Raw genomic sequence first — 18,925 nt, 5'->3', positions numbered from 1 at the left:
GCGACAGTCAATCCTGCTGTGAATGAACCAGGATATGAATCTATTCACCATTGAAATGAGAGGGAGGCGGGATGAGTCGGCAGCAAACGGCCCTGGTGGTCGAGGGGGGCGCCATGCGCGGCATCTTCGCCGCCGGGGTGCTGGATGCCTTTCTGGCGAAGGGGAAGACGGCCTTCGATCACTGCATCGGGGTCTCGGCGGGGGCGGTCAACCTGGCGGCCTATCTGGCCGGTCAGCAGGGGCGCAACCATAGGGTCATCACCGATTACTCCTGTCGCCCCGAGTTCATCAGCCTGGCCAAGTTCCTGCGCGGCGGCCACTGGCTCGATCTCGACTGGCTGTGGGAGATCACTATCCGCGAGATCAGGCTGGATCTCGCGCACTTCGCCGAGAGTGCGGTGCCGCTGACCGTGGTCACCACCCGGGTCTCGGACGGCCAGGCCGCCTATCTCAGGGGGAGTGCAGAGGCGCTGGAGCAGCAGATCAAGGCCTCCTGCTCGGTGCCACTCGCCTATCGCGACTTCGTGCACATAGGGGGGGAGGCCATGACTGACGGCGGGGTGGCGGACTCCATCCCGGTGCGCCACGCCTACGAGCAGGGGGCGCGGGAGATCACTGTGGTGCTGTCCCGGCCGCTCGGCTACCGCAAGAGGGCGCCGCGCTTGCCGGCCCTGCACCGCCACCTGCTGCGCCGCACCCCGGCGCTGGCCGAGGCGAGCCTCGTGCGTCATCGCAGCTACAACGACGCTATCGACTTTATCCGCCAGCCGCCGGCGGATTGCCGCATCCGGGTCATAGTGCCCCCCGCGGGCTTTCGGGTCGGCCGCATGACCACGGACAGAGACAGGCTGGAGCAGGGCTATCAGATGGGCTGGCAGGCGGGGTTGGCCTATCTGGCCGAGAGCGGGTCGGCCAGCCAGGGCGCTGGGGCAGAGCGGGGACGCTAAGCCTCAGTTGGCCGCCCGACGCAGGGCATTATTCTTCGGGTGAATGTCGGCATCACGGACAGGCACAGCATGGATGGACTGCGCCAGCCAGTCCCAGTCCAGGGGCGGGGTGCCGGCCTTGAAGCGCTGATAGGCCCGCCCCTGTTGCACGGTCAGGAACAGGGTCGCCGGCAGGCCGAGACGATTGAGGTAGCGCACCATGACCTCACCCCGATAGGTGCAGAGGCGCTGCTGCAGTTCGGGCAGGGTCAATCCGTGTTCCTTGCCCGTTTCATCCCAGATTTCAAACATGTGAGGTCGCTCCTTGCGATGAGGAGTCCACTGTTTCGAAAAAAGCGGGGGAGGGCAATTGTCAGATCTGACAGTGCCAAATGGCATCTAGCCATAAAAGCGAAAACCCGGCGCTGGGCCGGGTTTTCTGAAGGATGGTGGAGGGAGAAGGATTCGAACCTTCGAAGGCAGAGCCGTCAGATTTACAGTCTGATCCCTTTGGCCGCTCGGGAACCCCTCCACAGGGGTACTACTTTTTTTACAGGCCTAACTCATACAGCTCAGGAAGATGGTGGAGGGAGAAGGATTCGAACCTTCGAAGGCAGAGCCGTCAGATTTACAGTCTGATCCCTTTGGCCGCTCGGGAACCCCTCCACGGGGTATTTTCCTGATTTTTCGCACTTGAATGGTGGAGGGAGAAGGATTCGAACCTTCGAAGGCAGAGCCGTCAGATTTACAGTCTGATCCCTTTGGCCGCTCGGGAACCCCTCCCCAAGTGCGAGGCCGCATACTACCAGATCCGGTAAGGTTGTGAACCCCTCAGGTCCATTCTGACGACAAAAAAATATCGTTTGGTTATTTTTTGATTTATTCAGCTCAAAATTCACGCTTTTCAATGACTTTCAGGGGGCTGTGCGCAGCCGCCGAGGCGCGGATATGGACGGGTGATTGGCGGCAGGGAAGAGGCGGCAAAGACAAAAGGAGGAGATGGAAAAGAGGAGCCAGCGATGGCTCCTCTTTTTGTTCATGCCGCAGCGTCTTGTCTATGCACGCAGTGGCGGCCTGGCTCAGGCCTCGGTGCGGGCCTGCTGGCAGCCCGCGACGGCGTGGGCGATCAGCTCCAGCGCGCTCTGCTCACAGGGTGGCAGCTCGGCATCGCAGTGTGCAATCGGGGTGACTCTGTCGCCCCACTTGATGAGGGCGGCGCCCCAGGTCAGGCCGGCCCCGAAGGCGGCGCTCAGCAGATAGGAGTTCGGCTTGACCCGGCCCTGCTCCAACGCCTCGCACAGGGCGATGGGCACGGTGGCGGCCGAGGTGTTGCCGTAGTGCTCTATGTTGACCATTACCTTGTCCATGGGGGCGTTCATGCGCTTGGCCAGGGTCTCGATGATGCGCATGTTGGCCTGGTGTGGGACGATGAGATCGACCTGTTCTGGGGTGATGCCGGCCTGAGCCAACACGGCACCGGTGGCCTCGCCCATGCCGCGTACGGCCCGCTTGAAGATCTCCTGCCCCTCGAAGTTGAAGGTAAAGAGGCCGTCGATATCGGCAAAACGCACCCGATCGGTACCAAAATTCGGCACGTGCAGGATCTCGCGGGCCTCGCTGTCGCAGCCGAGCTTGTTGGCAATCAGGCCGGACTCGTTGTCGCTCGCCTCGATCACCACGGCGCCGGCGCCGTCACCGAACAGCACGGCGGTGTCGCGTTTGGCCCAGTCCAGCAACTGGGTGAGCCGCTCGGCGCCGATCACCAGCACCTTGCTCATCATGCCGGTCTGGACCAGAGAGGTGGCGACCGAGAGGGCGTAGACGAAGCCGGTGCAGGCGGCATTGAGATCGAACACCGCCGCCCGGTGGGCACCGAGGGCTTGCTGCACCGCGGAGGCGCCGTTGGGGACCAGGGTGCCGGGAGTGGCGGTGGCCAGGATGATGCCATCGAGCTCAGCGGCGTCCAGACCGGCGCAGGCCAGGGCGCGGCGACCGGCCAGGGTGGCCAGTGCCTGGGTGCTGACGTGAGAAACCCGGCGTGCCTTGATGCCGGTGCGCGGATAGATCCACTCATCCGAGGTGTCCATGATGGTGCTGAGATCGTCGTTGGTCAGCACTGCGGGGGGCAGGCACTTGCCCCAGCCGGTGATATTGGCGTATTTCATCTTGTGGTCGCTTCTCGTTATGAGTCGCCCGTGGACGGGCAATCGGACGATTATGCCGCAGGGGTCAACCAGTGTCATCTGGTGGTCATATTACCGCAGGGGCATGAGGGGAGTGGCGAACAAGGCGGTGATTTTGCTTAAAATAGCGCCCCGCCTTGGCCTAAGATGGGGCTCAGGACCGGCTCTCTTCCCCGAGGTGATGTTAGTGCACAAAGCGAATCTCAATCTGTTGCCGACCCTCAAGATCTTGCTGGAGACCCGCAACATCAGCCGGGCGGCCGAGCTGCTGCACCTGAGCCAGCCCTCCATCAGCAAGCAGCTGACCCAGCTGCGCAGCGAATTTGGCGACGAGCTGCTGGTGCGGGAGGGGCAGCGCTGGCTGCTGACCCCGAGGGCCGAGGGCCTGGCGGCCCAGCTTGCGGATTCCCTCGGCGCGCTGGACCGGCTCTACGCGGCGCCCGGCTTCGAGCCCGGCCGCTGCGAGCGGGTGTTCCGGCTCGCCTCCTCTGACTATGTGGCCCAGCACATACTGCCGGACATCTGCGCGGCGCTGGCCAAAGCCGCGCCCCTGGCGGCCCTCGAATACAGCCTGTGGGACAAGCGCCAGCTGCCGCAGTTGTGGCAGTCCGAGCTGGATCTGGTCTCCACCATCACGGATCTGGTGCCGGATCAGATCCGCGGCCTGCATCAGGGGGAGGACAGGCTGGTGATCCTGATGGGGCGCCACCATCCGCTGTCCGGCACGGCGCCGACCCTGGAGGATTACCTCGCCTGGCCCCACCTGCAGGTGAGCGGCGGCGGCGACAAGGACAGCCCGGTGGAGCGGGTGCTGGCGCCGCAAGGCCTGAGTCGGCGCTGGTTTGCCCGGGTGCCCTTCTTCCAGGCGGCGGTGGAGGTGCTGCTGCGCACCGACTGCCTGATGACCACCCCGGCCCACATCGCCTGGCAGCTCTCCCGGGAGCACGAGCTGAGCTTCTGCGATCTGCCCTTCGCCACCCGTTCCCAGCAGTATCATCTGCTGTGGCACCAGCGCCATCATCAGGATCCGGCCCACCGCTGGTTTCGGGAGCTGGCCTATCCCTTCCTGCGGGATCACCTGCAGCGCACCGTCGACGAGAGCCGCAAGACCCTGGGGCGAAAGCCACAGGCAACAGGCCCCGGGGTCTAAATAACCCTGAACTCCGGTATCAAATAGTCGATTGTGCTGTTTCATCACCATTGGCTATGGGATCTATTCATAACTTTCACTTCTTGCATGATGTTGTCCCCCTTAACCTGAGGACCGACATCCATTTTCAGGTGAGCAAGGAACGGGTATGGAATTGACGAGTTGGCTGGCACTGGCGGCAATTTGTGTGATGGGGGCCATCAGCCCGGGGCCCAGTCTGGCGCTGATCATCCGCAATACGGTGCAGGGCGGACAGGGGCATGGGGTGGTAACGGCACTTGGCCATGGGCTCGGGGTCGGCATCTACGCGCTGATCACCGCCTTCGGCCTCTCGCTGCTGATCACCCAGACCCCGCTGCTGTTCGACATCATTCGCTACGGTGGCGCCGCTTTCCTCGCCTGGCTTGGCATCAAGGCGTTGCTGGCGAAACCCGCAAGTGGCGGGGCGGAAGAGGAGGGCCATGGACTGAAGGGTCGCCAGGGGGCGTTCGAGGGCTTTATGGTGGCCTTCTTGAACCCCCAGCTCGCCATCTTCTTCATCGCCCTGTTCAGCCAGTTCGTCCATGCGGACACCGGCTGGCGCGAGGGCATCATCATGATGCTCACCGCCGGGGGCATAGACGCTGTCTGGTACGTGCTGGTGGCCTTGGTGCTCTCCCGCGGCCCTGTGCTCGCCTGGCTCAAGGCGAAGTCCTTCGTCATCGACAAGATCAGCGGCCTGGTGCTGCTGGGGCTGGCACTGAAAGTCGTGATCTGAGGTGCTCCCACGGCCGAGCCATCGCGGTCCTGACGCAAGGCGAAACCCTTCGTCATCGATAAAGTCAGCGGTCTGATGTTGATCGACCTGGCGCTCAAGGTGGTGATCTAAACCCGCGTTTGGCGCCAGGGCAGCCCGCGCAATCTCTCTGCTCCCTTCTCCCCTCGCGGGAGAAGGGTTGGGGATGAGGGAGGGGCATATAAGCTTGCCTCGGCCCGGCGAGAGCCGCATCTTCTGCTCCGGGGTTGCCGCGGATCCAATCCTGTATCTTGCGGTGATCTTAAGCGGGATCAAGGCAGGGAGGCGCTGTCCTCGCTAGAGTGGCACCTTTGCTGCCGCCTGCGAACCAGACCTATGCACGATCAGACCCAGAATCGCCTCGAACTGCTGGCCCCGGCCAAGAACCTCGCCTACGGCATCGAAGCCATCAACCATGGCGCCGATGCCGTCTACATGGGCGGCCCCGCCTTCGGTGCCCGCAGCGCCGCCGGCAACTCCCTCGAGGATATAGAAGCGCTGGCGCGCCATGCCCACCGCTTCGGCGCCCAGGTCTTCGTCGCCTTCAACACCCTGCTGCACGACCACGAGCTGGAGCAGGCCAGGCGCCTGACCCACCAGATCTACGAGGCCGGAGCCGATGCGCTGATCGTGCAGGACATGGGGCTGCTGGCGCTGGACTTGCCCCCCATAGCGCTGCACGCCAGCACCCAGACCGACAACCGCACGCCGGAGAAGGTGAAGTTTCTGCAGGACGTGGGCTTCTCCCAGGTGGTGCTGGCCCGCGAGCTCTCCTTGGAGCAGATCCGCGCCATCAGTGCCGAGACCTCGGTGCAGCTGGAGTTCTTCATCCACGGCGCGCTCTGCGTCTCCTACAGCGGCCAGTGCAACATCAGCTATGCCCGCACCGGCCGCAGTGCGAACCGGGGGGAGTGTGCCCAGCTGTGCCGGCTGCCTTGCTCACTGCAAAAGCCGGACGGCGAGGTGCTGGTGGAGAGCGGCCACCTGCTGTCGCTCAAAGACATGGATCAGACCGACAACCTGGAGGCGCTGATCGCCGCGGGGATCCGCTCCTTCAAGATAGAGGGGCGGCTCAAGGGGCTGGACTACGTGAAGAACGTCACCGCCTGGTATCGCCAGAAGCTGGACGCCATCCTGGAGAGGCGCCCGGATCTGGTGGCTGCGTCGGCGGGTCGCTGCTCCTACGGCTTCACGCCGGATCCGAAGAAGAGCTTCAACCGGGGCAGTACCGACTACTTCCTGCACGGTCGCCAGCCGGGGATCGACTCTCCCAGAAGCCCGAAATACCTGGGCGAATCCCTCGGTCGGGTCAGCAAGATCAGCCGGGACGGCATAGAGATAGAGGGCAAGCCGGTGACCCTCAACAACGGCGACGGTCTCGGCTTCTTCAAACCGAACGACGAGCTGGTGGGGATGCGGCTGAACAAGGTGGAAGGCAAGCAGTTGCTGCTGTCGGAGCCCGTACCCGGGCTCAAGGTCGGCGCCGAAATCTACCGCAATCACGATCAGGCCTTCAGCAAGCTGCTGGAAAAACCGAGCACCGAGCGTCGCATCCGGGTCGATATGCAGCTATCCGAGTGCGACGCCGGCTTGCGGCTCGCGCTCTGCGACGAGCAGGGGGTGGAGGCCTGTGTCACCCTGGCGTGCGACAAGCGACCCGCCGACAATCCCGAGCGGGCGCTGCAGCAGGCGCGGGATCAGCTCGCCAAGCTCGGCAACAGCCTGTTCGTGGCGCGCAAGATTGAGCTGGCGTTCACTTCTCCGCTGTTTATTGCCGCCTCCCAGCTCAATGGCCTGCGCCGGGACGGCATAGCGGCGCTGGAAGCGGCCCGCCTCGCGAGCTACCGGCGACCAGAGCGGCGGGTTCCCTTGGCGGACGTCAGCTATCCCCAGCATCGGCTCTCCTACCTTGGCAACGTGCTGAACAAGGCCGCCGAGGACTTCTTCCGCGAGCACGGGGTGGAGCGCATCGCCCCTGCCTATGAGGCGAACAAGGAGGAGGGAGAGGTGATGCTGATGATCACCAAGCATTGCATCCGCTACAGCCAGAACCTTTGCCCCAAGGAGGTGCCCGGCCTCAAGCCCGAGCCGCTGGAGCTCAAGATGGGCAAGGACAGCTTCCGCCTGCGCTTCGACTGCCACCGCTGCGAGATGCAGGTGATGGGGAGTTTGAAAAAGTAATCCGTTTGCGGCCTCTCACCCTAGCTCCCTTACTAGGGGAGAGGAGATCAATCTGTATAGTGCCATCCATTACCAGCGGTGGTATCTACTCCCTTTTCCCACTTACTTTTGAAAAATGGGGGAGGGGCTGGGGATGAGGGGGCGTAAATGTGCAGTGTTCCAGGGAAGAGTGTTTTCGACTGAACTGTCTGAAAATTCTCTTTCCGAACGTCTGATTACGCCTCGCTTATCAAACCAGCGGCTCTGAGTTTATGAAATCCAATATTTACCAAGCGAGATTAAATTTGTTATTACATATCCAAATTGGCTTCAATGGTCCAGTCATTATCTATCCTGTGCGGTGTAGGACCTCGTGGCTGCATTCTCTGCGAGTGATCCTGTTTGGCGATAAAGTCAGATGAAAAATGTGGCCATTTCTATATCCAAAGGGGGAGGTAGCCAGAATCCTTACCTGTAGCGGAGGTATGCAATGATAGTACTGTTTATTCTTGTGTTGGCTATCGTCACTCCGGCCGTCATCCTGCTGGCTACCGTCAAGCTCACAGAGGCAGAGTACGCACCTCAAAGTCAGTCCATCACTTCATCGATTTTCACAACCGTAAGATACTGGGTTGCTATCGGTTATACGGGATTTCTGTTCACAGGGGCACTTGGAGGCATCTTGGTTGCGACGACGAGTGAATACGGAGGTTACAGTATCCCTGGTTGCAATTTCTACGATGCGCTTCTCTACGGTGCTCGTTGCCAAGGTTTTAATGGTGCGTGGGTAGCTTCTGCTGTTCTTAACTTCGTGCTATTGATTGTGCAGTTGTCGGCAGCCTCGCTATCCTCCCCATTCTTTTTCCCTATAGCCCTCCTGCTTTGGACACCCCCCATCTACATCATCTATTTATGCGTTAGACGATTGAGGTGTCGGAGGGAGTAGTTTCGTAGATTGTTTAAATTTATAAAGACTAAGGTTTACTAAACGATATCAATGTTTTTATTCCATATCAAAATTAATTTCGATGGCCCAGTCACTCTTTATCTATCTTGTGCGATGGATGCAGACATAACAGTGTTGGGATTAAGGGGGAAGAGTAATTGCGCCAACGCCAATCGATGGATTGTAAAATATAGCCAGCAGTCTGTCGGTGCGGGTAATGCATTGAGGGCGGTGCATTTTCCATATTGCCTCTAGAACAAGGACTGTAGGGGCTACCGTTAACGGTAAGGTCAAAAGTTTTAGGTCTCCATCACCACTTACAAAATTCAAAGTTAGAATAGCGAAGCCTGTTCGGATGTTCGAAAACCTGCCCTGATTAATCGCAAGCCAGCACTTATCTAATAACCAATTCCTTCCCGCCTTAGTAACACCAGCTTGATAGGTATGTTATGGCGCTTGGTTCGATGGCAGTATCAGGGAGGCACTATGGGGAGACTAGCTTGTCCGGGCATCCCAGCCTACAGCCGGCATGGCGGGGGGGCGACGGATGCTGATTGCCCCTGCTGCGGTGATGCCTCTTGTTTTGACAAATGGAGTTGCGATGGACATCAAGGACTTACCGTTTTGCACCACGAACTGGGCCGAGATAGCGCCCACCGAGCATAAGGGAGAAACCGGGGTGGCCTTCTGGCACACCCAGCACTTCGGGGAGTTGAGGGTGCGGCTGGTGGAGTACTCCGCTGGCTATCTGGCGGATCACTGGTGCAGCAAGGGCCACGTCCTGTTCTGCATCGAAGGGGAGCTGCACACCGAGCTGCAGGATGGCCGCGTCTTCACCCTGACGGCGGGCATGAGCTATCAGGTGGCCGACAACGCCGAGCCCCATAGATCCTCCACCCAAGCCGGTGCCCGGCTCTTTATAGTCGATTGAGCCGCGCTTTTCTTCCGTTCTCCCAAGAGGTTACCCATGCTTGAACTCAGACCCAGCTGTGAATGTTGTGACACAGACCTGCCCGCCGACACCGGCCACGCCTATATCTGCTCCTTCGAGTGCACCTTCTGCGCCGATTGCACCGAGCAACTGTTGCACCATGTCTGCCCGAACTGCGGCGGCGAGCTGGTCAGTCGCCCCCGCCGTCCCGTCGTTAAGTTGGCGGCCAATCCCGCCTCCACAAAGCGAGTCTTCAATCCTGCCCTGAGAAACAAGGCAAGATAAGCAGCCTTTCGGGTCCGAGCCGCCATGCCCGGGCCTTCCTTTCCCCGGCCCTGATCTGAACCGCACCCTTTCAGATTGTGCTTTACCTTCTCCCGGCGGTAGCCCCTATCAAGGGACTCCAACCAGAGGAGAGAGCGAGATGACGGAGCGGTTTGCAGGAGAGGGGGCGCAGGCCTATGACGAGCGCATTCCCTTGCTGGTGGCGGGTTATGAGTTGCTGCATCAGTTGAGTGCCGCCCAGCTGATGACGCGCCTCGGCCCAAGCGCGCGGGTGCTGCTGGTGGGGGTAGGCACCGGCAGCGAGCTGGTGTTGCTCGGCCGGCTCTGCCCCGACTGGCAGTTTGTCGCCCAGGACATCTCGGCGGACATGCTGGCGCTGGCGCGTCAGCGGGCCGACGAGGCGGGGATGGGAGCGCGGATCAGCTGGCTGCTGGGAGACTTACCCACTGCCTCGCTGCAATGTGACGGCGCACTCTGTCTGCTGGTGCTGCATTTCTTGGATAATGACACCAAGGCGGCGCTGCTTGCCGATATCTCCCGCCAGCTCAACGGGGGGGCCCCGCTGTTGTTGGCGGATCTGATGGTGCCAGCAGACCCGGTCGAGCGGGCCGTGATGGGGCAACAGGCCCGGCTGGCCGGTCTGCCCCGCCCGGCCAGCGAGCGCATGGTGCAGCGGCTCGCGGAGGATTTTATCCCCCTCGAGGAAGGCCAACTTCAGCAACTGTTGCAAGACTCGGGCTTCGAGGCGGGGCAGCGCTATTTTCAGGCGCTCGGCTTTCACGGCTGGTTGGCGCTGCGGCGTTGAGTCAGCCTCAATGCCACCTTCTCGGGGGAGGGAGTAGGGTCGCCCACGTCTGGGAACCCCTCCGGCGGGGCCCGCAGGCGCCCGCCGCAGATCACACCACTTATTTCTCCATCACCACATTCCAGGGGCCATCCGCCTGGATAAAGAATACCGCCGGCTCCTTGCCCTCCACCTTGGCCACATGGGGCACCTTGTCGGTCAGGGCGAAGTAGGCGCCAGGGCCGAGGTGATATGCCTTGCCTCCTACCGTCAGGGTGACCGCCCCTGATACCAGAGTCACATAGTGATCCGCATCGTGATGGTGGTTTGGCGTCACCAGTCCCACCGGATACCTCAGGAAGAACCGGCTCGGCCCGCTGGCCATGTCACCGGACACCGGGGCGGCGGCGATGCCGTTGCCCATGTCCTTCCACTTGAGATCGGCCTGGGTCATTACCTGGGCGCCAGCGGCGGCCCAGGAGGGGACGCCGACCATCAGCAGCGCCGACAGCGAGAGGACGACTGCATGCATGAATTTCATCTGCTCTCTCCTTTGCGAGTTGAAAAATGCTTCCATCTGCGGCGAGGCCATCGGCGCCTCGCCTCTTCAATCATAGAGCCTGGGGCCTGCCCGGGTCGCCGAGGGCCTGACGCGCCGCGCGTGAAGTGACGGGGATGCCGGTTGCCGGGACGAGCCGGAGCTTGTCCCCTGGCAAGGGTCGCCGACATGGACTAGAGGATCAGAAGATCAGCCATTTTGGGGTCATCGTTTTATGACGCCCAGTGGCCCGGATCCCGCCAGAGGAGGCATAAGATGGCCGAGCAACAATCCCCGTTCGATGCCGAGCAATACAAGGGCGCGCAGCGGGCGCAATGGAACAAGGACGGCGCGGCCTGGCGACGCTGGAATCCGACGCTGGACGCCTGGTATGGCGAGGCGACCCGCCAGATGCTCGAGCTGGCGCACATTGCACCCGGCCAGCGGATCCTGGACGTTGCTGCCGGCGCCGGCGAACCGGCCGTCAGTGCCGCCGCCCGGGTGGGGCCCGCTGGCTATGTGCTGGCGACCGACATTGCGGAGGGGATAGTGGAGCAGGCGCGCCAGGTCGCCGGTGCGCTTGGGCTCGGCCAGGTGGAGACGCGGGTCATGGATGGCGAGCAACTGACGCTGCCCGCCGATGCCTTCGATGCCGTCCTGTGCCGGCTCGGCCTGATGTACATGCCGCGTCCGCTGATCGCGCTGCGCGAATGGCGGCGGGTGCTGAAACCCGGTGGCCGGGTCGCCGTCCTGGTGTTCTCCACGGCGGATCGCAACGATTGGGGGGCCCTGCCCGCGTCCATCATTCGCCGCCGCGCACGGCTCCCTGCCCCGGTGGTGGGGCAACCCGGGCCCTTCAGTCTGGGGGCGCCCGGGGTGCTCGAGGGATTCTTCCGGCAGGCGGGATTCGCAAACCCAGAAGTGCACGCCCTGCCCGTGCCCCATCGCATGGGCAGCGCGGAGGAGTACGTGCGGGTCGCCCGGGAGGCCTTCGGCGGGCTCAACGCCATGATGGCGCACCTGCCCGCGCCGGAGCAGGAGTCCATCTGGAACGAAATCGCGGCCGCTATGGGCCGCTTCGAATCGCCGGGCGGGTTTGAGGTCGGGGGAGAATGCCTGCTCGTAGCGGCGACCAAGTGAGTCGGCTCGGCCGCGCATGCCGGCTGAGGACGGCTCATGGGAGCAGACCCGTCTCAGCCCTTGCATTCAGCGCTCGATGCCTTCCAGTTTCAGCAGCGCCTGCTTGATGGGGAGCCCCCCCGCGTAGCCGGTCAGGCTGCCGTCCCGGCCGATCACCCGATGGCAGGGAACGATGATCGACAGCGGATTGCGGCCGTTCGCGGCCCCCACCGCCCGCATGGCGGTCGGCTTGCCGATGGCGAGCGCTATGTCACGGTAGCTGCGGGTCTCGCCATAAGGGATGTCGCACAGCGCCTGCCACACCGCCTGCTGAAATGGCGTGCCCCGGGCCGCGAGCGGCAGGGTGAAGCGTTGCAGCTCACCCGCGAAGTAGTCCCGAAATTGCGCGAGATAGGGGGCCAGCGCCTCGCTGTCTTGCTGCCACTCAGGCTGAATGGGCAGGGTGCGCAGGCCATCCACGAAGTCCACGTGGCGCAGGCCGGTGTCGTCGATGGCGACCAGCAGCGCGCCGCAGGCGGTATCCAGAAAGTCATAACGGATCATGATGTTGTCTCCTCGTTTTCTTGTGATGTCACCGCTTCGGTCAGCAGCGCGGGTTGCTCGCTCATGGCGTGCCACAACCAGCTCGCCGCATAGGCGCGCCAGGGTTGCCAGGCGGTGCTCAATGCTTCCACCTCCTTGACCGGCAGCTTGACGCCGCCGCCGAGCGCCTTTTGCAGCACGAGATCGGAGGCGGGGAAGGCATCCGGATCCTGGCCGGTGCGCAGCCGCCAGTAGGCGATGGTCCAGGGGCCTATGCCCGGCAGCGCCAGCAGCGCCTCGTCGCTCGCCGTGGCAAGGGTGATCTCACCGCTCGCGAGCGCGGCCGCTATGCCCTGCAAAGTCCTGATCCGGCTGCCCGGCATGCCGATGCCGTCCAGATTGAGCGCGCACAGCTGTGCCGGGGTCGGCAGCGCGCTGACCCCGAACTGCTCCTGCGTGCGTGCCACCAGCCGCCCCATGATGGTGATGGCGCCCTTGACCGACACCTGCTGGCCGACGATGGCGCGCAGCATCACCTCGTACTCATCCCAGCCCCCCGGCAGCCGCACCCCGGGCCAGCAAGCCTGTATCCGCGCGAGCAGCGGATCCTGTCCGAGCCGCGCGCCGATGCGGGTCATGTCCGCGTCGAGATCCCACATGCGCCGCACGCGATACAAGAGATCCGGCAGCGCACCTGGCGGCAGATCCCGCAGCGTCAGCCTGAGGTGGTGCCCCTCGCCGGGCTCGATGCGGATCCAGCCTTCCCGCTCGCCTACCTTGTGACGCCGCTCGTAGCCGTGTTCGTCGACGCGCTCCAGCCCCGGGATGGCGCGCAGCCGGTAGAACGCCAGCATGGCCTGCACATCGAACGGCGGTCGATACGTCAGTTGCAGTGTCAGGCTCGGCTGAGTTGCCGCTGCACCGCCCTCCTGCTGATGTTGCGCGCCGTCCCGCTTGCGCAGCGCACTCGGAGCGAGACCATAGGCGTGCTGCCAGGCATCGTTGAAGCGGCGGATGCTCGCAAAGCCTGCCGCGAACGCGATGTCAGTGATGGGCAGCGCGGTCTCCGTCAGCAGCCGTTTCGCGAGCAGCAGGCGGCGCGTCTGCTCCACCTGCTTCGGCGAGGCGCCGAGGTGTTGCTCGAACTGGCGTCTCAGCGTGCGCTCCGTGATGCCGGCTTCGGTTGCAAGCACGCCGAGCGAGTGATCACCAAGCTCGCCGCGCTCGATGCGCGCCAGCACCTGGCCGACCAGGCTTGGCAGCTCGCCCCCGGACGAGGGTGCGAGCTCCGGCCGGCAGCGCAGGCAGGGCCGCAGCCCCTGTTGTTCGGCCGCCGCCGCGACGCGAAAATATTGCACGTTGTGCTCGTGGGGCGCACGCGCCGGGCAGATGGGGCGGCAGTAGATGCCGGTGGACAGCACGCCGGTGAAGAAGCGGCCGTCGAAGCGCGCATCCCGGGCGAGCCGGGCGGCGTGGCATTGCTCGCGGGTGAGGCCGGGGATGATCTCATCTGGGGTACTGGGCTGATCGATATTCATGGGGACCACTCCGGGACGCTGTTCATGCCCTGAGACTAAGCGGGGACGAGGGGGCTGACTAGCCAAAAACGGACAGGGATAGGAAAAATAGTCGGGGCAGGAAACCAGCGGGGAAAGAGGGATAAAAAACGGCGCCCTCGGTCAGGGCGCCGTTTTTGTGCCGAGGCAAGCTTACTTCAGATAGCGCTGCTCAAGGTGTTTGCGCAGCCACTGCGGATTCAACGCCTCGCCGGTCGCGTTGCGGATAAACGTGTCGGTGTCGTGCAGGCTGCCCTGGGACCAGATATGACGGCCAAGCCACGCGAAGATCTCCGGCAACCGGCCCGCCGCGATCAGGCCGCCCATCTCGCCCAAGTCTTTCTCCAGTGCGAAGCGCAGCTGCGCCGCGTACATGGCGCCGAGCGTGTAACTCGGGAAGTAACCGAACGAGCCATCCGTCCAGTGGATGTCCTGCATGCAACCGTTGCGGTAGTTGTCCTTCGTCGACAGCCCGAGCCACTGCTGCATCTTTGCATCCCACAACTCGGGAATGTCCGCGACCTCGATGCGTCCCTCGATGAGATCGCGCTCCAGCTCGTAGCGCAGGATCACGTGCGCCGGGTAAGTCACCTCGTCCGCATCGACACGGATGAAGCCGGGCTCGACGCGGTTGTACAGCTTCGCGAGGTTCGCCGGATCCAGCGCGGGCTGGGTGCCGAAGTGTGACCGGATGCGCGGCGCGAGCAGGGCCAGGAACGCCGGCGAGTGGCCAAGCTGCATCTCGCAGAACAGGCTCTGGCTCTCGTGAATGCCCATGGATCGCGCCTCGGCGACCGGCTGGCCGAGCAGATGGCGCGGCAGCCCCTGCTCGTAACGGGCGTGACCCGTCTCGTGCACTATGCCCATCAGGCTGGAGACAAACTCGTCCTCGTTGTAGCGCGTGGTGATGCGCACGTCCGTCGGCACGCCGCCGCAGAACGGGTGGCTGCTCACGTCGAGCCGGCCGTGGGCGAAATCGAAGCCGAGCAGCCCCATCACCTCCTGACCGAGCGTCTGCTGCGTTGCGATGGGGAAGGGGCCCTGCGGGAGCAGGATGGCGTCCTGCTTCTGCTGCTCGCTCACCGTCTGGATAAGGCCGGGCAGCCAGCTCGTCAGATCGCCGAAGATCTCGTCCAGTCGCGCGCTCGTCATGCCGGGCTCGTACAGCGCCAGCATGGCGTCGTAGGGGCGCACCTTGAGCGCCTCGGCGCGCAAGGCCGCGACTTCCCGCGACAGCGTCACCACCTCTTTCAGGTTCGGCGCGAAGCCCGCCCAGTCATTCTCCTTGCGCTGGCGACGCCAGGCGTGCTCGCACTTGCTGCCGGCCAGAGACAGGGCCTCCACCAGCGCCGTGGGCAGCAGGCTCGCATCCTGCCAGTGGCGCTTGATCTCGCCCAGGTTCGCGCGCTGGGTCGCATCCAGGCTCTCGCCTTCGGCCTTGGCTATCCAGTCGCCAAGTTCCGGGGCGGTGCGCTTCTCGTGAATGAGCACGCCGAGCTCGGCCATCGCCTCGGCACGCGCCTCGTTGCCGCCCTCCGGCATCATGGCGGCCTGATCCCAGCCGCAGATGGCGCTGAGGTGGCTGAGACGGTGCAGCTGTTGCTGATGTTGTTCGAGCTTCTGATATGACATGGAATTGTCCTTGTTATCGCCCTGAGAGAATCGACCCCGTACCTGGCATGATCGGGGCGCCTCGATGCTAGCACCGCCGTCAGGCGTTTTTCCACTCCCGATGCTCAACCGAGACGCTTCTGATGGCGTTCGCGGTTTTCCGCCTTCTGGCGCTCGCTCTTTCGCAGCAACACGTAGAGTGCGCCGCTGCCGCCGTGACGGCGCTCGGCACTGTGGATGGTCATGACCTCGGGCAGTTGTGGCAACCAGGCGCTGACGTGGCTCTTGAGCTGGGCGCGCGGCGTGCTGCGCTCCCCCTTGCCGTGCAGGATCAGCAGGCAGCGGATGTCTCGCTGAGCGCAATCCCGGATGAATTGCACCAGAGCGACCCGCGCCTCGCTCAGCGTCTTCTGATGCAGATCCAGGCTGGCCTGCAGCTCGTACTTGCCGAGCCGCAGCTTCTTGTAGACCCCCTCCTGTACCCCGTCGCGCTTGAAGCCGACGATGTCGTGGGGATCGAGCATCTCGATCCCTTCCATGCCGAGCGGATCAGGGGACAGTGGGTCGGCACTGGCGGCCTGGCGGCGCGCGAGTTGCGCCTCGGTCGGGGGGCTGTTGCCCGCAGGAGGGGTCAGATGGTCGCTGCGAAGGGGCCGCACACCGGCCACCTCTTGCAGGAACAGTGAGCGTTCGTCGTCATGGGACACGGCAGGCTCCCCGCATGAGAATGAGCGGGCATTATAGCGGGGCAGGGACTTGCTTAGAATGGCGGCCCGCGGTCGGCCGGTTCGCCCGTCGGCTTATTGCTCCTCGGTGGGCGGCTTTGCGTGTATCACTTTGTAGATGAAGTAGACCGCGTAGGCGCTGATCAGCAGGAAGGTGCCGATAATCACCAGCATGGACATCAGCCCCACGCTGTTGCCAAACATCAGGTTCATCCAAAATTCCATCTCGTTCACTCCTGTCGTCCTCTCGATGACAGGCATGATAAATACCTCTTTGGGAGGGATGGAATGATCCCGATCAAGTCCCGTCGTGGTTATTAAATCGGCAGCCCGTTCTGTGAGCTGCCTCGCACCCGGCACCTGGTGGAGGGAGGTGTCGGCTGATGTTGGCGGCCGTTCAGGCCGTCAATGCGTGGTCTGCGCCTTGGGTTCGGTGAGCGCAGTGATGCGCCAGCCTTGCTGTTCCAGCAGGGCGAGCAGACCCTGGTCGCCGTAAAGATGCAGCGCACCTACCACGATAAAGCTCTCGTTTGGCAGTGTCGGCCACTTCTTGACCCAATTGCGGTTGCGCTCCGCCAGCAGGGTCTGCTCCAGCCAGGCTTGCAGCTTGGGGGGCGCCATCTCCTCTTTCAACAGGTTGATCAGGGTGGCCTGATCCCCGTTCTGCCAGGCGCTCATCACCTCGCCAAAGCCCTTCTCGAGCTCGGGCAGCTCATCCAGGGTGCTCTCCAGCATCAGGGTCTGGTTGTCGCCGACGCTGGCGAGGTAGCCGAGCTGCTCGAGCAGGGTCTCCAGCCCGACGATGGGCTTGCCCCCCTCGTTTGCCCGCTTGGCGAAGTGCTGATCCACCCCGTACTCGCCGCTGTAGCCGGTGCGCTCCAGCGCCGCCTGGGTCAGGGTGATGGCTGCGAACCAGGGCCGCAGCGGGGCCAGCATGGTCTCGGTGAGGCCGTTTTGGCCAGCGGCGATCAGGGTGCGGCGGTACAGATCGAGTGGCAGGTGATCCTTGAGCGTCTTGCCATCCACCAGCCGGGTGATGGCGCCCATCTCCTGCCACTGTGCCTGGCTGATGTGGGTCATGTCGACCTCCATCACCAGGGTACGGCTCTGTTGCCAGGCGCGTTCGACGGGGTCGGGCAGGGGATAGAGGGAAGGCTTGCCCGCATGGATGGAGCCCAGCAACCAGTGTTGCTCGCTGCCTTTTTCGATGCGATAGAAGGCCGGATCGGCGATGGCCTGCAGCGGCAGCAGCAGGCACAGCAGCAGGGAGAACAGCGAGTGATGAAATCTCATGAGGTACCTTATGCGAGCGGGATGACTTCTCTATGATAAGTCCTCATTTGTCACAGCCAAGAGGTTTCCCATGCCCCACCTTCGTTTTCGGGCAGTTTCTGTCGACACCCTTCAGCGGATAAGCACCCCTCTGCTGGCGGATCTCTGTGCCCTGACCGGCGGCAAGCCGGAGTTTGTCACCCTGGAGTGCGTCGACAGCATCCGGGTGCGCGACGGCGCCATCGAGGCCGGTTTCCCCTTCGTGGAGCTGGTCTGGTTCGAGCGGCCCCAAGAACTGCAGGATGCCGCCGCCGCCCTCATCACCCGCCACCTGAAGGCGGTGCTGGGGGAGCAGACCTATGTGGTGGTGCAGGTATTGCCTATCGTCAAGAGTCACTACTACAGCAACGGTGAGCACTACTAGGGCATCTGTACGGCTGGATCTCGCAGGGGGTAATGGGTGGAACTATCGCCCCTGCGCGATCGGTGGTTGTAGCGGCTCAGGCGGACTTGATCAGCAGCCTGTCGAGCCAGCGGCTCGGCAGCAGGCGGCGCAGCGCAGTAAACAGCTTGGTCGGCAGGGTGACCGGGTAGCGATGCTTGGGACGCTTGTTCTGCAGCGCATGGAGCAGCGGCGGTATACAGGCTTCGCTTGGCAGCGTGAAGCCGCGGGCGCCCCCTTCCCGCTCGAGCCGGCTCAGGGTCTGTCCATAGGCGGCCTGATGGCGGCTCGTCTCGGGATTGATGTGGCGCAGGAAGGCGGCGCGGGCATTGGCGCGAAAACGGGTGTCGATGGGGCCGGGCTCGATCAGGCTGATGTGCACGCCGCTGCCGGCGAGCTCGAGGCGCAGGGTGTCGGTGTAGCCTTCCAGTGCGAACTTGCTGGCGTTGTAGGCGCCGCGATACTTCATGGCCACTAGGCCGAGCACAGAGCTGTTTTGCACTATGCGTCCCTCGCCAGCGGCCAGCATGGCCGGCAGCACCTGACGAATGAGGTGATGCCAGCCAAACAGGTTGGTGTTGAACTGCTCCCGCAGCGCGGCCGTGGGCAAGTCTTCCAATGCGCCGGGTTGACCGTAGGCGCCGTTGTTGAACAGGCCATAGAGACGCCCCCCCGCCAGGGCCAGCGCCTGCGCGGCGCCCTGCTCTATGCTGGCCTCGTCGGCGAGATCCAGCCGCACTGCCAGCAGCCCCTGCTGGCGCAGCAAGGTCACATCTTCCTCCTTGCGGGCGGAGGCGATCACGCTGAAGCCGTGGGCCCCGAGCGTCTTGGCGGCGGCGAGGCCGATGCCGCTGGAGCAGCCGGTGATAAGCACGAAGGGGTGGGGCATAGGGGTCATCCTGATTGGCGGCCAGCAGATGGCCGAAGCGGGCATGGTAGCCTGAGCGCCACCAAAAACAAAACCGGGCCATGTGGCCCG

The 18,925-nt window shown here is 63.4% G+C and carries 19 protein-coding genes and 3 tRNA genes; 9 read left to right on the top strand and 13 right to left on the bottom strand.

Annotation, left to right across the window (positions count from 1 at the left end; translation table 11 throughout):
• Positions 1–71 precede the first annotated feature (71 nt).
• A complete protein-coding gene (locus MM194_RS04725) occupies positions 72–947 on the top strand; it encodes a patatin family protein (protein WP_241342835.1) in 876 nt (291 codons plus the stop codon).
• Positions 948–950: 3 nt separating this feature from the next.
• On the opposite strand, the gene MM194_RS04720 is transcribed toward MM194_RS04725, so the two are convergent.
• The 5 genes from MM194_RS04720 to MM194_RS04700 form a co-directional block, all read right to left on the bottom strand.
• Positions 951–1,238, bottom strand: a complete 288-nt coding sequence (locus tag MM194_RS04720; RefSeq protein ID WP_241342832.1) for a hypothetical protein — start codon at positions 1,236–1,238, stop codon at positions 951–953.
• Between the two features lie 135 nt (positions 1,239–1,373).
• Positions 1,374–1,458, bottom strand: a tRNA-Tyr gene (locus tag MM194_RS04715).
• Positions 1,459–1,507: 49 nt separating this feature from the next.
• A tRNA-Tyr gene (locus MM194_RS04710) sits at positions 1,508–1,592 on the bottom strand.
• A gap of 32 nt (positions 1,593–1,624) precedes the next feature.
• Positions 1,625–1,709, bottom strand: a tRNA-Tyr gene (locus MM194_RS04705).
• Between the two features lie 296 nt (positions 1,710–2,005).
• Complete coding sequence (locus MM194_RS04700; RefSeq protein ID WP_033130640.1) at positions 2,006–3,091, bottom strand: ketoacyl-ACP synthase III; 1,086 nt, start codon at positions 3,089–3,091, stop codon at positions 2,006–2,008.
• Positions 3,092–3,296: 205 nt separating this feature from the next.
• Here MM194_RS04700 and MM194_RS04695 point away from each other — a divergent pair, with 205 nt between their 5' ends.
• From MM194_RS04695 to MM194_RS04670, 6 genes are all read left to right on the top strand, one after another.
• On the top strand, positions 3,297–4,259 hold the full coding sequence (locus tag MM194_RS04695; RefSeq protein ID WP_033130665.1) for a LysR family transcriptional regulator: 963 nt from the start codon (positions 3,297–3,299) through the stop codon (positions 4,257–4,259).
• A gap of 148 nt (positions 4,260–4,407) precedes the next feature.
• On the top strand, positions 4,408–5,016 hold the full coding sequence (locus MM194_RS04690) for a LysE family translocator (RefSeq protein WP_241342831.1): 609 nt from the start codon (positions 4,408–4,410) through the stop codon (positions 5,014–5,016).
• Positions 5,017–5,370: 354 nt separating this feature from the next.
• Complete coding sequence (locus MM194_RS04685; protein ID WP_241342828.1) at positions 5,371–7,215, top strand: U32 family peptidase; 1,845 nt, start codon at positions 5,371–5,373, stop codon at positions 7,213–7,215.
• A gap of 1,526 nt (positions 7,216–8,741) precedes the next feature.
• The gene (locus tag MM194_RS04680; protein WP_033130170.1) at positions 8,742–9,071 is read left to right on the top strand and encodes a DHCW motif cupin fold protein; all 330 of its coding nucleotides are present in this window, start codon (positions 8,742–8,744) and stop codon (positions 9,069–9,071) included.
• Positions 9,072–9,107: 36 nt separating this feature from the next.
• Positions 9,108–9,356, top strand: a complete 249-nt coding sequence (locus tag MM194_RS04675; protein ID WP_081966076.1) for a DUF1272 domain-containing protein — start codon at positions 9,108–9,110, stop codon at positions 9,354–9,356.
• A gap of 139 nt (positions 9,357–9,495) precedes the next feature.
• Positions 9,496–10,161, top strand: coding sequence for a class I SAM-dependent methyltransferase (locus tag MM194_RS04670; RefSeq protein ID WP_241342826.1), 666 nt, complete (start codon positions 9,496–9,498; stop codon positions 10,159–10,161).
• 100 nt (positions 10,162–10,261) lie between these two features.
• Here the strand turns inward: MM194_RS04670 and MM194_RS04665 are convergent, their stop codons facing one another.
• On the bottom strand, positions 10,262–10,681 hold the full coding sequence (locus MM194_RS04665) for a cupin domain-containing protein (RefSeq protein WP_241342825.1): 420 nt from the start codon (positions 10,679–10,681) through the stop codon (positions 10,262–10,264).
• A 273-nt stretch (positions 10,682–10,954) separates the two neighbouring features.
• Here MM194_RS04665 and MM194_RS04660 point away from each other — a divergent pair, with 273 nt between their 5' ends.
• Positions 10,955–11,818, top strand: a complete 864-nt coding sequence (locus MM194_RS04660) for a methyltransferase domain-containing protein (RefSeq protein ID WP_241342824.1) — start codon at positions 10,955–10,957, stop codon at positions 11,816–11,818.
• Positions 11,819–11,884: 66 nt separating this feature from the next.
• Here MM194_RS04660 and MM194_RS04655 read toward each other — a convergent pair whose 3' ends face one another.
• The 6 genes from MM194_RS04655 to MM194_RS04630 form a co-directional block, all read right to left on the bottom strand.
• Positions 11,885–12,361: a methylated-DNA--[protein]-cysteine S-methyltransferase gene (locus MM194_RS04655; protein ID WP_033130175.1), complete on the bottom strand. Its 477-nt coding sequence runs from the start codon at positions 12,359–12,361 to the stop codon at positions 11,885–11,887.
• Positions 12,358–13,878 carry a DNA-3-methyladenine glycosylase 2 gene (locus tag MM194_RS04650; RefSeq protein ID WP_241342881.1) on the bottom strand — a complete coding sequence of 507 codons (1,521 nt, stop codon included), beginning with the start codon at positions 13,876–13,878 and terminating at the stop codon, positions 12,358–12,360. The genes MM194_RS04655 and MM194_RS04650 overlap by 4 nt, the downstream gene beginning before the upstream one ends.
• 171 nt (positions 13,879–14,049) lie before the next feature.
• On the bottom strand, positions 14,050–15,528 hold the full coding sequence (locus tag MM194_RS04645; RefSeq protein ID WP_241342823.1) for a carboxypeptidase M32: 1,479 nt from the start codon (positions 15,526–15,528) through the stop codon (positions 14,050–14,052).
• A 104-nt stretch (positions 15,529–15,632) separates the two neighbouring features.
• Positions 15,633–16,214 (bottom strand): DNA endonuclease SmrA, encoded by a 582-nt coding sequence (gene smrA / locus MM194_RS04640; RefSeq protein WP_241342822.1) that lies wholly within the window; start codon positions 16,212–16,214, stop codon positions 15,633–15,635.
• 93 nt (positions 16,215–16,307) lie between these two features.
• Positions 16,308–16,457, bottom strand: a complete 150-nt coding sequence (locus MM194_RS04635) for a DUF3149 domain-containing protein (protein WP_081966080.1) — start codon at positions 16,455–16,457, stop codon at positions 16,308–16,310.
• Between the two features lie 180 nt (positions 16,458–16,637).
• A complete protein-coding gene (locus MM194_RS04630) occupies positions 16,638–17,525 on the bottom strand; it encodes a TraB/GumN family protein (RefSeq protein ID WP_241342820.1) in 888 nt (295 codons plus the stop codon).
• A gap of 70 nt (positions 17,526–17,595) precedes the next feature.
• Here MM194_RS04630 and MM194_RS04625 point away from each other — a divergent pair, with 70 nt between their 5' ends.
• Positions 17,596–17,928 carry a DUF1904 family protein gene (locus MM194_RS04625; protein ID WP_033130180.1) on the top strand — a complete coding sequence of 111 codons (333 nt, stop codon included), beginning with the start codon at positions 17,596–17,598 and terminating at the stop codon, positions 17,926–17,928.
• 76 nt (positions 17,929–18,004) lie between these two features.
• Here the strand turns inward: MM194_RS04625 and MM194_RS04620 are convergent, their stop codons facing one another.
• Positions 18,005–18,835, bottom strand: a complete 831-nt coding sequence (locus MM194_RS04620; RefSeq protein ID WP_241342818.1) for an SDR family oxidoreductase — start codon at positions 18,833–18,835, stop codon at positions 18,005–18,007.
• Positions 18,836–18,925: the final 90 nt, after the last annotated feature.

The organism is Aeromonas sp. MR16 (assembly GCF_022549315.1).
Taxonomy (GTDB): Bacteria; Pseudomonadota; Gammaproteobacteria; order Enterobacterales; family Aeromonadaceae; genus Aeromonas; species Aeromonas aquatica.
The sequence above is the reverse complement of the archived record's forward strand: the minus strand, read 5'-3'. Positions and strand labels throughout refer to the sequence as shown.

Coding starts and splice junctions, on each gene's coding strand:
- MM194_RS04630 (WP_241342820.1), bottom strand. CDS start 17,525: ATGAGATTTCATCACTCGCTGTTCTCCCTGCTGCTGTGCCTGCTGCTG.
- MM194_RS04650 (WP_241342881.1), bottom strand. CDS start 13,878: ATGAATATCGATCAGCCCAGTACCCCAGATGAGATCATCCCCGGCCTC.
- MM194_RS04645 (WP_241342823.1), bottom strand. CDS start 15,528: ATGTCATATCAGAAGCTCGAACAACATCAGCAACAGCTGCACCGTCTC.
- MM194_RS04625 (WP_033130180.1), top strand. CDS start 17,596: ATGCCCCACCTTCGTTTTCGGGCAGTTTCTGTCGACACCCTTCAGCGG.
- MM194_RS04620 (WP_241342818.1), bottom strand. CDS start 18,835: ATGCCCCACCCCTTCGTGCTTATCACCGGCTGCTCCAGCGGCATCGGC.
- MM194_RS04660 (WP_241342824.1), top strand. CDS start 10,955: ATGGCCGAGCAACAATCCCCGTTCGATGCCGAGCAATACAAGGGCGCG.
- MM194_RS04680 (WP_033130170.1), top strand. CDS start 8,742: ATGGACATCAAGGACTTACCGTTTTGCACCACGAACTGGGCCGAGATA.
- MM194_RS04700 (WP_033130640.1), bottom strand. CDS start 3,091: ATGAAATACGCCAATATCACCGGCTGGGGCAAGTGCCTGCCCCCCGCA.
- MM194_RS04690 (WP_241342831.1), top strand. CDS start 4,408: ATGGAATTGACGAGTTGGCTGGCACTGGCGGCAATTTGTGTGATGGGG.
- MM194_RS04685 (WP_241342828.1), top strand. CDS start 5,371: ATGCACGATCAGACCCAGAATCGCCTCGAACTGCTGGCCCCGGCCAAG.
- MM194_RS04665 (WP_241342825.1), bottom strand. CDS start 10,681: ATGAAATTCATGCATGCAGTCGTCCTCTCGCTGTCGGCGCTGCTGATG.
- MM194_RS04725 (WP_241342835.1), top strand. CDS start 72: ATGAGTCGGCAGCAAACGGCCCTGGTGGTCGAGGGGGGCGCCATGCGC.
- MM194_RS04635 (WP_081966080.1), bottom strand. CDS start 16,457: ATGGAATTTTGGATGAACCTGATGTTTGGCAACAGCGTGGGGCTGATG.
- MM194_RS04720 (WP_241342832.1), bottom strand. CDS start 1,238: ATGTTTGAAATCTGGGATGAAACGGGCAAGGAACACGGATTGACCCTG.
- MM194_RS04670 (WP_241342826.1), top strand. CDS start 9,496: ATGACGGAGCGGTTTGCAGGAGAGGGGGCGCAGGCCTATGACGAGCGC.
- MM194_RS04655 (WP_033130175.1), bottom strand. CDS start 12,361: ATGATCCGTTATGACTTTCTGGATACCGCCTGCGGCGCGCTGCTGGTC.
- MM194_RS04675 (WP_081966076.1), top strand. CDS start 9,108: ATGCTTGAACTCAGACCCAGCTGTGAATGTTGTGACACAGACCTGCCC.